Origin of the sequence: Pandoraea eparura, from assembly GCF_902459725.1 — a bacterium.
Taxonomy (GTDB): domain Bacteria; phylum Pseudomonadota; class Gammaproteobacteria; order Burkholderiales; family Burkholderiaceae; genus Pandoraea; species Pandoraea eparura.
Genome location: NZ_CABPSH010000007.1, coordinates 147,520 through 161,439, shown reverse-complemented (window position 1 = coordinate 161,439; position 13,920 = coordinate 147,520). Strand labels below are relative to the sequence as shown.

At 64.6% G+C, this 13,920-nt stretch carries 14 protein-coding genes; all 14 read right to left on the bottom strand.

What is annotated here, in order from left to right:
• Window positions 1-8: 8 nt before the first annotated feature.
• The gene (gene soxB, locus PEP31012_RS15520; RefSeq protein ID WP_150590230.1) at window positions 9-1,718 is read right to left on the bottom strand and encodes a thiosulfohydrolase SoxB; all 1,710 of its coding nucleotides are present in this window, start codon (window positions 1,716-1,718) and stop codon (window positions 9-11) included.
• Between the two features lie 195 nt (window positions 1,719-1,913).
• Window positions 1,914-2,387: a TlpA family protein disulfide reductase gene (locus PEP31012_RS15515; protein ID WP_246171323.1), complete on the bottom strand. Its 474-nt coding sequence runs from the start codon at window positions 2,385-2,387 to the stop codon at window positions 1,914-1,916.
• A 332-nt stretch (window positions 2,388-2,719) separates the two neighbouring features.
• On the bottom strand, window positions 2,720-3,370 hold the full coding sequence (gene soxX / locus PEP31012_RS15510) for a sulfur oxidation c-type cytochrome SoxX (protein ID WP_150590229.1): 651 nt from the start codon (window positions 3,368-3,370) through the stop codon (window positions 2,720-2,722).
• Window positions 3,371-3,389: 19 nt separating this feature from the next.
• Complete coding sequence (soxA, locus tag PEP31012_RS15505) at window positions 3,390-4,226, bottom strand: sulfur oxidation c-type cytochrome SoxA (protein WP_150590270.1); 837 nt, start codon at window positions 4,224-4,226, stop codon at window positions 3,390-3,392.
• Window positions 4,227-4,431: 205 nt separating this feature from the next.
• Window positions 4,432-4,743 carry a thiosulfate oxidation carrier complex protein SoxZ gene (gene soxZ / locus PEP31012_RS15500; RefSeq protein ID WP_150590228.1) on the bottom strand — a complete coding sequence of 104 codons (312 nt, stop codon included), beginning with the start codon at window positions 4,741-4,743 and terminating at the stop codon, window positions 4,432-4,434.
• A gap of 31 nt (window positions 4,744-4,774) precedes the next feature.
• Complete coding sequence (gene soxY / locus PEP31012_RS15495; RefSeq protein ID WP_150590227.1) at window positions 4,775-5,242, bottom strand: thiosulfate oxidation carrier protein SoxY; 468 nt, start codon at window positions 5,240-5,242, stop codon at window positions 4,775-4,777.
• Window positions 5,243-5,377: 135 nt separating this feature from the next.
• Window positions 5,378-5,707 (bottom strand): c-type cytochrome, encoded by a 330-nt coding sequence (locus PEP31012_RS15490; protein ID WP_150590226.1) that lies wholly within the window; start codon window positions 5,705-5,707, stop codon window positions 5,378-5,380.
• An 85-nt stretch (window positions 5,708-5,792) separates the two neighbouring features.
• A complete protein-coding gene (locus PEP31012_RS15485; protein WP_246171322.1) occupies window positions 5,793-7,028 on the bottom strand; it encodes a c-type cytochrome in 1,236 nt (411 codons plus the stop codon).
• Window positions 7,012-8,379 (bottom strand): sulfite dehydrogenase, encoded by a 1,368-nt coding sequence (gene soxC / locus PEP31012_RS15480; protein WP_150590225.1) that lies wholly within the window; start codon window positions 8,377-8,379, stop codon window positions 7,012-7,014. The genes PEP31012_RS15485 and soxC overlap by 17 nt, the downstream gene beginning before the upstream one ends.
• 157 nt (window positions 8,380-8,536) lie before the next feature.
• Window positions 8,537-8,884, bottom strand: coding sequence for an ArsR/SmtB family transcription factor (locus PEP31012_RS15475; RefSeq protein ID WP_150590224.1), 348 nt, complete (start codon window positions 8,882-8,884; stop codon window positions 8,537-8,539).
• A gap of 392 nt (window positions 8,885-9,276) precedes the next feature.
• Window positions 9,277-10,911 carry a ShlB/FhaC/HecB family hemolysin secretion/activation protein gene (locus tag PEP31012_RS15470; protein WP_246171321.1) on the bottom strand — a complete coding sequence of 545 codons (1,635 nt, stop codon included), beginning with the start codon at window positions 10,909-10,911 and terminating at the stop codon, window positions 9,277-9,279.
• Between the two features lie 328 nt (window positions 10,912-11,239).
• Entirely contained in the window at window positions 11,240-12,535 is a 1,296-nt protein-coding gene (locus PEP31012_RS15465) for an NAD(P)/FAD-dependent oxidoreductase (RefSeq protein WP_150590222.1), read from the bottom strand.
• 10 nt (window positions 12,536-12,545) lie between these two features.
• Window positions 12,546-12,947 (bottom strand): c-type cytochrome, encoded by a 402-nt coding sequence (locus PEP31012_RS15460; protein ID WP_150590221.1) that lies wholly within the window; start codon window positions 12,945-12,947, stop codon window positions 12,546-12,548.
• A gap of 137 nt (window positions 12,948-13,084) precedes the next feature.
• A complete protein-coding gene (locus PEP31012_RS15455; protein WP_150590220.1) occupies window positions 13,085-13,852 on the bottom strand; it encodes a BON domain-containing protein in 768 nt (255 codons plus the stop codon).
• Between the last annotated feature and the right edge of the window lie 68 nt (window positions 13,853-13,920).

Genomic DNA, 13,920 nt, shown 5'->3' with positions numbered 1-13,920 from the left:
ATCGGCCGCTACGCCAAGCCGCCGCTACCCGACATGCCCTGCACCTTCGGGACTTTCGGCGCTTTTGCCACCACCGTCTTCTGCGCGCGCAGATACCGCGCCACCACATCCCATACCGGCTCGCCCTGGACCCCTTCGGCCACCGGCGCCCAGCCGGCCACCTTGTACGTCTTGCCCGCCTCGATCAGTTTGCCGTTCAGACGCATCTCCGTAATGCGCTGCCCCATCGGCGCCATCGGGTCGATCGCGTAGTCCATGCCGCCCACGCGCACCATGTCTCCGCCCTGCTGGTAATACGGATCCGGGTTGAACAGGTTGTCCGCCACATCCTCGAGCACCGTCTTGATCGTCTCGCCCGTCATCGGGGTGAGCGTCGTGTACGGATAGGTAATCGCCGTCTGATCGAGCAACTGCTCCATCGTGATCGTCTGCCCCGGCAGTAGCGACGTCCCCCAACGGAATCCCGGCGAAAAGCCAATCTCAGCATCCTTTTCCGCCATCACCGCATCGAGCAGCAACTGGTCGAACGTCCCGTTGAAGTTGCCTCGCCGATACAACACGCCCTCCGTCACCGCCAGCGGTTCCGCCAGCTTCGCCGCAAACGGTGCACGCACGCGCTCGATGAGCGCCTGCATCGGCGCGTCGGCCGGAAGCAAATTGGAGAACACCGGAAGCAGCTTGTAACGGAAGTCCACCGGCTTGCCGCCCTTCACGTCGAAGTCCAGCACCGCCAGGAACTTGCCGTTCGACCCGGCATTCGTCACAAGCGTCTTGCCGCCAGCATTCTCCACGATGACAGGCTTGGGCACCCCGTCGTGCGTATGACCGCCCAGAATCGCATCGATACCCCGCACGCGCGACGCCAGCTTCAGATCGACGTCCATCCCGTTGTGCGACAACACAACCACGACCTGCGCCCCCTTGCCGCGCACCTCGTCGACCATCGACTGCAGACGCTCCTCCTGAATGCCGAACGTCCAGTCCGGCACGAAGTAACGCGGGTTCGCAATCGGCGTGTAGGGGAACGCCTGCCCGATGATCGCCACCGGCACCCCGTTCATCGTCTTGATCGTGTACGGCGCGAACACCGGGTCGCCGAAGTCATTCGTCTGCACGTTCTGCGCGACGAAGTCGATCTTGCCCTTGAGCTGCTCCTCGACGACGGACTTCACGCGATCCGCCCCATACGTGAATTCCCAGTGCGCCGTCATCACGTTGACACCGAGCGCCAGCGTAGCGTCGACCATGTCCTGGCCCTTCGTCCACATCGACGTGCCGGACCCTTGCCACGTGTCGCCGCCGTCCAGCAGCAGCGCGCCGGGGCGCGACGCCTTCATGCGCTTGACCAGCGTCGCAAGGTGCGCAAACCCGCCGACCTTACCGTACGTGCGCGCCGCTGCGGCGAAGTCGAGATACGTGAACGCATACGCGTCAGGCGTGCCCGGACGCAGCCCATATGCCTTCAGAAACGCCTCGCCCACCAGATGAGGCGGCTTGTTGGCCTGGTCGCCAATCCCCAGATTGACGCTCGGCTCGCGGAAGTACATCGGCAGCAACTGCGCATGGCAGTCAGTGAAATGCAGCAGATGCACATTGCCGAATTTCGGCAGGTCGTAGAACACGTCTGCCGCCTTTGCCGCTGCCATCTCCTGATGCGACAACGCCATCCCGCCTGCCGCCGCCACCGCCAACACCTGCATGAACTCGCGTCGATTCATTTCGTCTCCGTGACGCACACGTCGTGCGGCGCGCCTGCTTTGTCGTTAGCCAATGCATCCGTACCCGTCAGCTCGTACCGCACCAGTCAACCACCGACACGGTGCCGCAGCGACCGTCCCGCGTTGATTCGGCAACAATCATCTTCCGTCTCGTCGCGCCGATTCACCGAGGCACCGGGGCACCTGATCACCGGGTCACTTTCCCGCGTAATCCGCCAGCGCCGCCACGTCCTCGCCGAACATCTCGCCGACTTCCTTGCGCAGCACTTTGCCGTTGCGGCCAATCACATACAACTCCGGCAACCCGCGACGCTTGCCCAGCACCGCCCGCCAGGCGTCCGTTTCCATACCCGCCGGAAACGTGTAGCCATGCGTCTTGAGGTAGTCGATGGCTTCCTGCGGTTTCTTGTCGATCGATAGCGTGACGATCTGGATCGGCTTGCCGCGGGTGGCCTCGTAAAGCTTCTGCACATGCGGATTCTGCTGCGCGCAGAACGGGCACCACGATGCCCAGTACTCGACGATGACCGTGCGGCCCTTGAATGCGCTTGCGGGCAGCGTCTTGCCATCGAGCAGCGTGAGTGACGGCAGCGTGACCGTGTCGCCGACCTCAAGCGCGTGCGCCGATGTGCCGAAAGCCACCGCCCCCACGGCTAACGCCGTGCCCATGACCGCTTTCAAACGCCCGAGCCAGTCAATGCCGCCTCGTCGTGCAACATAGTGCGTTCGACACACGCCGCAGGCCCCAAAAACAGCGCCCAACAAACGCCGCATCACGTGCGCCCCCACTTTCCATAAAGTCATTCGAGCAACGGGCGAGTCAGCGACAAACGCGAGCCCACGCCCACCTCGCCACCCCGCATGCGAGTGCGAGCATCGCGACGGTCGGCGACGATCAGCTGCTCGAATCGGAAAATTCGGGGATGTCATGCAACACTCCGGAAGCCGGCGGCGACCGTCGATCGCACTGATCTCGGGTCCCCCGCCGGAACGGCGGTGGCTTACTGGTTGACGGGAGACGCGGGGTCGAGCAGCAACGCCATGACGTCCTTCAACTGTTTCTCCGTCAAAATGCCCGCCGCACCAAACCGCGGCATGTTCGAACAAGCCGCGTAGCTGTGCGAGTCGTAGACCTTCGCCCATGTGTACTTGACCACTTCGGGCGAATCGCCGCGCAGCTTGCCGTAGTGATACAGCGATGGGCCGATGTTGCCGAACGAGATTTCGCTCTTGGTCAACTGGTGGCACGCGTAGCAGTTGCCGCCATTGACGGTATCGGCCTTGTCGGTGAACTGCAGGCCACGTCCGTTCTGGGCCACTTTCTCGCCTTCCTTCCAGTCACCAAGATATTGGCCGTCAGCCGGTGCCTTGACCTTCGCCATCTCGGCTTTTTGCAGACGCTGCGCCACCTTCGCCGGCATCGGCTTGGTCGCATACTGCGTGCACAGCTTCTGCAGTTCGCTCTGATCGATGCGGTCAAGCTGCGCGATGCCCGACGCGCGGAACGAATCGCGCAACTCCTGCACGACGGCCGCGTCGGTCGTGCCGCTCACCAGCTTCGGACTCTCGTCCTGCGCGAAGGCCGTGCCGACGACGAGTGCCCCGGCCGCTGCCAGCGCGACGCCCGTCGCGCGCAATGCGAATGATTTCATGGGTGTGCCTCGCAATCGGTCAGCGCTTCAGGCCAGGGGCGTCCATCTTGCCGCCATTGGCCATCACGCCGAGGAAGGTAATCAGGTCAATGGACGCCTGCGAGCCGTAATTCAGCACCGGCATGCGCTGCTGGCGGAAGCAGTCGTTCATCCGCCACTGCATCGTACGCAGCGCACCCTGCGAGACACGATAGCCCGGCCACGTCGCAAACGCCTGTCGCGCCGCCGCGGGCTTGGTCAGGTTCGGCAGATCCTGAAGTCGAATGCGCTTGTCATCCGCCCCATGGCACGACGCGCACGAGAAATCGTACGGACCGGAACGGTAATAGAAAATCTTCTGACCGCGCGCGTAAGCGTCCTTCTCTTCCTTGTGCACCTGCGACACGTGAATGATGGCGCCGCGCGATTGACCCGCTACATAGGCGGTCAGCGCTTCGAGATCGGTCGGATCCTGCCCTTGCTTGGAAAATGGCTGCTTGATGACGTCCGCGCGCTTGAAACCCTGCAGATGCACCATGCACTCGACGATGCGCGACTCGGCATCGAGCACGCGCTTCGTGTCGGCGAAGTAGCGCGGCAGTTGCGCATAGGCGTTCTTGACGACACCCGCGCCAAGCCCGAGGTCGCACTGCGCCATCGATACGTTGTTCGGGCCGCGTGGTGTCTTCCAGAGTTCCTCGCCGCGCATCTCGACGAGTTCTGCCGGATTGCCGTCGGCGAGCATCTCGCGGTATTGCGCAATGGCCTCTGCCGTCGAGCTTTCCGCTGCGAATGCGGGGGCACTGACCCCCGCGATGACGAGCATGCCACCGAGCACGGTCCGCCGCAGCCACGCTGCGCGTCCTGCCGTGCTCATTCGTTGGCTCGCCCGTGCGCTATGTTGCGCCTCGTTCATCTCGATCTCCTCTTCGTGGGGTTGGTTCGCGCAACCGGGATCTCCCCAGCAGCGCTCGTGCTTGCACACCGCGCGGCGCGGATGTTTCATCACGCCGTCCCACCCGGCCGAACGCGCATGGCAGCGCTTGTGGCTCGCCGCCGCACGCCGGCCGACATGCGCCCCGTCAAGCGATAGTCGCCTCGTCGGTGCGCGAATCGCCCTTGTTGTCGACCCACATGACCGTGACCTTGTCGCCCTTCTTGGCGCCCTTGAACTTGAACGACATGAACGGATCTTTCGAGACCGCCGGGCCCCATTCGGCCGACAGTACCGTCTTCCCGTTGCAAGTCACCGTGACGTTCTGGATGAAGTGTGCCGGGACGATATTACCGGAAGCGTCCTTGCGCTGGCCGGTTTCCATGATGTGGCTCATCAGCACCTTGACCTCGACGACACCGCCGGCCTCGGTTGCGCGAATGCGCATCGGATTACCCATGTTGTGGCTCCTCTGTTCTACGATGCGTCGCTTAACCGCCGCAGCCGCCCAGCGTGACCTTGATTTCCTTCTCGGCCACGAGGTACTTGTTGTCCGCCTTGACGAGCGCGTAGACCTTCGAGGTCTGGCCCATCTTCACACGCGTGGTCACCGCAGGTTCGGTGCCGTCGGGAATCTGGAACGACGCCGCCAGCGTATTCGGATTCTTCTCGATCAGAATCGCGATCATCTGCGTATTCGGCGCCTTGCTCGCCACCGCCACCGGCACGACGGCACCGTTCTCGGCGATGTCGGGCGCGGTCAGCACGACCAGATCGCTCGGGCTGGTGCCCGTGCCGCCCAGGGCCTTGACCGTGTCGGCCACGCTCCGGGTCGAGAACGCCGCCTTGTTCCAATGCGCCTCTGCCGCGCGCGCCTCTTCGGGCTTGATCAGCCCGGCGGCTACCGCCAGTCCCATTACCGCGGAAAACCGCAGCATGTCGCGTCGCTGTTGGTTCATCTCTGTGTGTTTCCTTCTCTGAGGGCCGCCGGTATGAAGTGTGCGATAAGCACGCAACACACCGGCCGCCGTTCGCTCGCCTGACCCGCCGCCGATACTGACTGGCGGCCTGACGACGAGCCCCCTGCCCCGGTCTTACTTCGACGGGGCGCCGGCCAGAACCCACTCGACGAGGATCTTGGCGTCGGCATCCGACAGGTTCGGGTGCGCCGGCATCGGGATCGGACCCCAAACGCCCGAACCGCCGCCCTTCACTTTCTTGACCAGCTTGGCCACCGCGCCCTTGTCACCCTTGTACTTGGCGGCGACTTCCTGATAGGCCGGGCCCACCAACTTCTTGTCGACGGCGTGGCAACCCATACAGGCATTGGCCGCCGCGAGCTTGGTCGCCGCTGCGACATCGACTCCGGCATGCGCCAGCGAGGTGCCGGCCAGCATGGCCGCAGCGATCAGCATCTTCTTCATCGTATCTCCTTCGATTTGTGTAGGGGACGGGAGTCCTGCGGCGGCCCGGGAAAACGTCGGCCCGTCCGTCGAACCCCCTGCCCGCTCAATGTGCACCACGAAGAATCCAGTCGACCATCGTACGGACATCGGTCTCGGCAACCTGCGACTGCGGCGGCATCGGCATGCTGCCCCAGTTGCCGGCGCCTCCGGCACGTATCTTCGCCACCAGTTTTTCAGCCGCATCCGACTGCCCATGGTACTTGGTGGCGACCTCCGAGAAGGCGGGTCCGATCTTCTTGTCGGTCACGCCGTGACAGGCCAGGCAACCGTTCTTGTCCGCAAGCGTTGCTGCCGATGACGTCGCAGCGGCGGGTTGGGCCGGCGCGTCCGGACTCGCCATGCCAAGCGTGGCGAGGGCCGCCGTCTTGCGCACCGACGCATTTTGCGCGGCAGTGCCCGACAGCGGCGGCAGCTTCGTATCGACACCGCGCACCGGACCGATGATCCGATTCTGCGCGGCCAGATCTCCATGTGCGTCGCGGGCGTACGCAGGGAGTGCGGACGTCACGATACCAGCCTCAGGACAATCCTGCATACACGCCTTGTTATGAGTATCCGGTTTGTCGCCCACGCGCCACATGCCGTGCGCACGGGTCATCCCGTTGCGATTGGGCATCAATTTCTGCACGTCGCCGATGGTCTTGTCCGAGAGCACGAAGTCCGCCGGCACAATCTCCGCGAGATTCAGAAGGTAGGCGGTGACCGCGTACACCTCGTCGGGCTTGAGCGACCGCGGCGCGTTCCACGGCATGGCGCGGCGGATGTAATCCCAGATCGTCGAGATCGTGTCGACCTTCATGAAGGTGGTACGCACCGGCTGATTGTTCGCACGCAGCGACGCCACGTGTCCGGTCTTGATGTCGTCGGCCGTGGTGCCGCCCACCAGTGGGTTGAATACCTCGTTGCTCTCGCCGAACGTGCCGTGACACGACGCACAGCGGGCGTCGTACACTTTCTGGCCGTCCGCGACAGATCCCTGCCCTTTGGGCAAACCCTTGAAGTCAGGGCGCACATCAATGTCCCACGCGCTCAGTTCGGCCGGCGTGGCGTCGCGCCCGATCCCGGGCGGCGCCTTGATAGTCATCTGGCTCGGCGCCGACGACGCCGTCTTCGCACTGCCGGACGCAATGGCCGGCGCCGCGTGCGCCGGGGCCGAGCACCAGGCCGCGACGGTCAGGCCCGCGAGCGTCAAGGCGGCGGCCCAGAGCCCGGCAAGCACCACCGACTGCATGCGTCGGCGCACAGGGGGCTGCAACTTGCGTTCAATCGACGTGGACATTGGTCACCTCCCCGTTCGTCGCCACTTGCCACGTCTGGATCGCGTTGTTGTGATAGATCGACTTCGTGCCCCGAACTTCGCGCAACTGCCGGTAACGCGGCTGCACGAAGCCCGTCTCGTCCACGGCCCGGCTTTGCAGCAGCGCCGGCGACCCGTCCCATTGCCAGTCGAAGTTGAAGCGTGTGAGGCACTTTGGCAGCACAGGCGATTCGAGCCGCGCCGCGCGCCACGTTTTGCCGCCATCGGTCGACACGTCGACCCGTTTGATGCGGCCCCGGCCCGACCAGGCAAGGCCCGTCACGTTGAAGTAGCCGCGATCGAGCAGCGCCTGTCCGCCGGAGGGCGACGTGATGACCGACTTGCACTCCTGGATGGATGTGTACTGGCGATGCTGGCCATCCGGCATCAGGTCGACGTAATGGCTCGTTTCATCCTTGGTATTCCACGGTGCGTCGCCGACCTTGATGCGGCGCAGCCATTTCACCCACGACACGCCCTGCACGCCGGGCACGACCAGCCGCAGCGGATAGCCGTTCTCGGGACGCAGCATTTCGCCGTTCATGCCCCAGGCGACGAGCACATCGGAGAGCGCCGCCTCCATCGAGATCGTGCGGGTCATGCCGGAGCCGTCGCCGCCTTCGGCAAGCAGGTATTGCCCGCGCTTGGTGTCGGCGCCCACGTCGTCGAGCAGCACCGACAGGGGCACCCCCGTGAACTCGCAGCATGACAGCATGCCATGCGTGTACTGGACGGTCGGCACCGCGGCGTTGCCCCACTCCATACCGGTGTTCGCGCCGCATTCGATGAAGTGCATGCGCGACACGGATGGCAGGCGCATGATGTCGTCCATCGTGTACACCTTCGCTTCGCGCACGAGGCCGTGCACCATCAGGCGATGCTGCGTCGGATCGATCTCCTGCCAGCCCTGGTGATGGCGCTCGAAGTGCAGGCCGCTGGGCGTGATGATGCCGAACAGGCCCTGCAACGGCGTGAACGCCACCGATGCCTGCGCCGTCTGCGTCAGTCCTGGCGACTGACGACGTTGCAGGTTCGCCTCGAACTTCGACGGCATGCCGTACGGACGCGCCGCGACCGGCTGGCCGAGCGACGTGGCCCACGGACGCGGTTCGAGAATCATCGGATCCCCGGCTCCCTTGGGTGCGTCGGCGGCAAAGGCCGCGCCGCCCGCGAGCGCGGCACCGGCGGCCAGGAAGCTGCGCTGCAGGAAGTTGCGCCGGGTGGGATTCAACCCGTCACGGGCAATATCGTCGGCAAGCGTGCTGTCGACGAAGTTCTCCGGAGCCCGGCGCAAACGGCCGGCTCGCGATGCGCTATCGCTGGTCTTGCTCACCCTGTCTCCTCGCGTTCTGTGGCGTCCGCCAGCGTCGCGAAGACACGGACGGCTTACCGCTTGCGTACGAATCGATATGTGCGGTCTGCTTGCCGCACTGACCTACGGGTATTGCCGTGCTGCGGTGTTACGGTGTTGCCATGGCCTGCGGCGCGCGTCAGTTCGTGCGTGGCATGAAGCCATCGACGGCTCGCTCCGGCAGGGCCTCCTCCTCGAGTCGGCCGGCGACCTGCACGCACACCGCGCGGCATATCTCGACCACCCCGGTATCCGCGATCGTGTAATACACCTGGTTCCCGTCGCGACGCCGTGCCAACACACCCGCCTGGTACATCGCCCCGAGATGCCGCGATACGTTCGTCTGCGACGACCCCACGTGCGTCACCACCTCGTTCACCGAGCGCTCGCCACCGCACAACGCATGCAGAATCCGCAACCGGGTCGGCTCGGAGAGCAGGCTGAAGTAGTGCGACACCTTTTCGAATACGCGATCGAGTTCTTCCATGACGGTCAGTCTTTGAGTTCGTATGCAGGCACTGGGAATTTCGTATATGCCTAAAGACGCATATACGGATAATCAAAACAACGGGCGAAGGAAGCAAGCTGCACTGCAGCAAGCCGGAGGTGGATGGGTCGCTGAGGATGTCGCAAATTTCGCGCTGGTCCATCGCGTCGCTATGTATACCCAGAGATATAGCGCACCACCCAGCAACCGATTGCGCGACGCGCAACGCCGTGCGTGCCGTCAGGCGCAGCGGCACGCATGACGGCACGGCGGGCGGAGGCATCAGGGAAAGCCCCGATAAAAAAGAGGCCAGGGACGGCGCGCGAGAACACCACATTTTGCGGATGGCGCCCCCTGGACGTGACGGTGCGGCAACGAATCGCCCTCCCGTCTCACTCGAATTGATATGACCAGTTCGCGTTGAACCGCAGCGGACGGCTTGGCGAGTTGGTCGGGGCATCGGCCATCGGCTTGGCGACGGACAGGTCGAGCGAGTAATACTTGCTGTCGGAGAGCCGCACGCCCAGGCCCACGGACGCGAGCTGATTGTGGAACAACTGCCCCGAGCTCAGGTAGACGCGCGCCGTGTCGAGCACCAGATACGGCTGGATCGTCTTGAGGAAGCGGAAGTCGGTGCGGAACATCCGATTCAGTTCGATCGACGCCCCCCAGCCCTTGTCCCCGGCGATTTCACCTGCCGGATAGCCGAGGCCGAAGCGCTGACCGCCGAACGTCGCCTGTTCGGATGTCGGCAGCGTGTTGGCGCTGTACTGCGCCCCCGCAGCGACGACGACACCGAACTCCCATGGCAGCACGAGCCCCTGCTTGCCGTCGAGCGTGAAGCGCCAGAAGCCGAGATCGTAGGGACCGAGCACTTGCGCGACGCCGGCCGGCTGCGTCGTGTACGACTGGCTCGCGCCCATCCCGGTAAAGCCCTTGAACACCCCCAGCGTGGCGCTGCGGGTCTGCTTCTCAGTGACCTCGTTGTATGAGAGTTGCACCTGCGCGGCGCGCACGTTCGTCTGCGAATTAATGTTGTTTGGCGAATTCGGCACTTCATAGCGATCGCGCGAATTCACGCCGTACATGCCGCCGCTGACCGTCAGGTTGCGCTGGTTGTTCAGCAGGATCGGGTATGACACGCTCACGGCGACACGCTTGGTGTCGAGGTGTCGCGTCAGACCGGCGAGCGCCTGATCGTCCGGCTGTCCGCGATAGTGCGACGCATCCACGCGCGCCTGCAAGCCTTTCGACCCCAGCGGCTGGATGTACGACGCCGCATAGAACTCTTCGTCGTTATGCCCCTTCGGGGCGATGGCCGTGAGCTGGATCTGTTCGCCGAGGGGGGTGAGCGCGTTGCTCGTCACCGTGAACACGCCGCGAATGCCCGGGTTGTTATAGGTCAGCGACGTGCCCAGCGCCACGGGCTGACGCGTGACATCGAGCGAGAGTTCGGTCGCGCCGTCGGTCTGCGTGGGCGGCTGCACATCGGCCTTGATCTTCATGCCGGGCACGAGCGTGAGCAGGTTCAGATAGCGCTCGAACGTAGCGCGCTTGAGCGGACGCTCCGCCTCGATGTGCGCGGCGATGTCGCGCAACCGCTGTTCCGACGGCCCCGGCTTGCCACTGATTTTCGTGCTCGAGATGTAGCCTTCGACAACCGTCACGCGCACGAAGCCGTCGTTGAAGTCTTGCGCGGGCACGAACGCGAAGGACAGCAGATAGCCCGCGTCCTGATACATCTTCGTGACCTGATTGGCCTTTTCGACCAGATCGCCAATGGTCACTTCCTTGCCGGCCAGCGGCGCGAAGACCCCGGCCACATCGGCGAACGGCAGCGACTTGACGCCTTCGATGCCGAAACGCTTCGGGGTAATCTTGCGCGCGAGCAGCGACTTGAGGGCGTCTTCCTGCGTCGGTGGCTGAATACGAAAGGTGGCGGCCGGCGCCTTGGGCACCTCGATTTTCGGAATGCTTTGCAACGGATCGCCACGCACCGGACTACCATCGGCCCGGGCTGTCTGCATGCTTAGCAGACCGACGGTGCAAAACGATAAGGCGACGACTTGAACGACCTTACGACTACGGACCGACTTGACCGAATCCCCACGCGCGATGCGTGGCGCAAGACGGGACGCTCCCTGGCGATGCGCCATCCCTATGCCCCTTGTGTGCTTATTTTTTCGTGCGGCCAGTGTAACCGAGAGGCGTGAGGCCCCGTCAACGAAGGAATTTGCGGAGATGCGGCAGCCACACAACAACGCGATCACGCCCTACGATGGCGCGGTCGTTGCGCCGCTTAGAGCCCTCCCTCCAAACGCGCCTCGACGACCGCGAATGCCGCCGAAATCCGCGTCACGCCAGCATGTCGGCCCAGATGCCTTGCGCCCATGCGAGTCCCAGGGCGAATTCGTCCGGTGTGGCGCGCCGCGATGCACCGCCCGTGCCCGGCACAGGGAGCATGGTGCGCTGCGTGGCGTCGTATCGGTGAACACTGGCCACATGCATCGCTTCGGTTGCCGACACGAACGTGTAGCAGGTGTTGCTGTAGAGCGGTTCCGGATTGACCGGGCGTCCTGAGAGCGACGCCACGATGGCCGCGGCGCACACCTTGCCGTGCTGGTTGGCCATGTGGCCGGACTTCGGCATCTGCGGAGCAATCTGGATGGCGTCGCCCAACACGTGAATGTCGGGATGCGCGGTCGACGCGAACGTCAGGAAATCGACGTCGCACCAACGGCCGTTGGCCGTCGCCAGCCCACTTTCCACCGCAATATCGCCCGCCCGCATCGGCGGGATGATATTGAGCACGTCGGCCTTGATTTCCTCGCCCAGCTCGAAGCGCGCCAGCCACTTCGTGCCATCGGCCGCAACCTCCGTGCAATTGAACTGCGGGTGATACTCGACAATTCCGGCATATTGGGTACGCCAGATCGCCTGAAACTGCTCGGCTTCCGCGAGCACCTGATCGTTGGTGTCGAAGACGAGGACTTTCGCGCGCGGCTTGTGCCGTTTGAGCCAGGCGGCCACTTGACAGGCGCGCTCGTACGGCGCGGGCGGGCAGCGAAATGGCGCCTCGGGAATCGTAATGGCGACCACGCCACCGTCGGGCATGGCCTGCAGACGGGCGTGCAGCGCGGCGCTTTCGCGGGCGTCGGTCCATCCCACCGGCAACGCGTCGCGCATCGCGGGATCGGAAAGTCCGGCAATGGCCTCCCTGCGCAGCGACACCCCTGGGGCAACAATGAGCTTGTCGTAGGAAAGACGGCCACCATCGGCGAGCCGCACCTGTTGGTTGGGCGCGTCGATGGCCTGGGCGCATGTGCGTCGCCAGACCACGCCGTGCCGTTCGACGAGCCGGTCGTAGGGCACTGTCAGGTCGCTCACCCGCAAGTGGCCGCCCACTACAAGGTTCGACAACGGGGCCGAGACAAAGGCGGAATTCGGTTCGACCAGGGTGACGTCGATCGTGTTGCCCGAGAGCATGCGCAGCGCCTTGGCCGCCGTCGCGCCGCCAAATCCGCCCCCGATCACGACGACACGGGCACGCGTCTTGAGCGGTGTCGGCCAGAGCGGTGCCGCCCATGCGGGGGTTGCACCGGCCAGTGCGGCCGTCGAGCCCATGCCAAGAAGAAAGTCGCGGCGGCGCATCGTATCGACCCTATCGAGACGTTTGAGGCGTGCGCGGCGACGCCGACGCGCCCTTGTTTGCCGGCTGCGAGGCGAAGTACGCAGCGATGCGACGCAACTCGTCGTCGCGATAGCCTTTGAGCAGTTGGGGCATCAGCGTCGCGGCGCGCTGCCCATCGCGCATGGCTTGCAACGCGGTCATGAGTTCCGTCACCGGCCGCCCCTCCAGCGCAGGCAGCGTTGCCTTGCCAACGCTCACCGGCGCCGACGCGTTGTGACAAGTCATGCACGCCATCGCCCAGTCGCGGGCTTGCCAGTCGGGTTGGGCCACCGGCGACGCTCCCGGTTCGACATACACCGGTGACGCGGCGCGTAAGCCGGAGGCCGGTGCGGCCGACGCCGCCCCGGCGGCGATCACCACGGTTCCGGCCATCAGAACGAGCGCCGCCGCGCTCGTCAGCCTCGTCCATCGTCTCGATGGGCGACGCTGGCAATCGCGGCGGTTCGTTGCTGGGTCGGTGCTGGGACGCGTGCGCACGCGGGCTGTCCGAAGCGCTCGGGTAGCGTGCGTCAGTTACCGGTCTTGTTCGACGGGCCGGGTTTGATCGGTGCGTCGCTGATCGGCGCGGGCGAGGACAGCGGCTTGGCCGTGACCGTTTCGGTGTCGATCGGCGTGGTCGTGACGGTCGCGGCGCTCGAATCGTCAGTCACCGGCGCGGGGTTCTTCGAGGCCTCGGTCGACAGGCGCTGCGCCTCTTCCGGTTTGATGTATTCGTACAGCTTGATGACCTTCTGCACCCCGTCGATACGGCTGGTCACGTTGGCGGCGATACGGCCTTCCTCTTCTGAGACGAGGCCCAGCAGGTACACGTCGCCACGCTCGGTGACCACCTTGAAGACGTTGGCCGAGATTTCCTTCGTGTTGATCAGGTTGGCCTTGACCTTGCTGGTGATCCACGCGTCGTTCGAGCGCGAACCGAAGGAGCTGGCCGGTCCGATGGCGAGTTCGTCGACGATGCCGCGCACGTTGCTGATCTGATTGACGATCTCGACGGCGCGTTGCTTGCTGGCGTCGTTGGGAACTTCGCCAGTCAGCAGCACGCGACGGTTGAAGACCGTCACGTTGACGTGCGCGGCGTCCGGCAGGTTATTCGCGATGTTGGCTTCGGACTTGATCTGGATTTCCCTGTCTTCCGTCTGCGCGCCGACGGAACGGCGGTCGGTGGCGACGAGTGCGCCGGTGGCGGCACCGCCGAGAATGATGGGGGCACAACCGGCCAGGGTGGCAACAATCAACGCTGCCGCGGCGAGCGGCTTGACCACGCGTTGGAAATTCATCGGGCATTCTCCTTGTTGGATGATCGAACGGGACGGCCCCCGCCGCGCCCTGCCGGCACCGTCCGCCC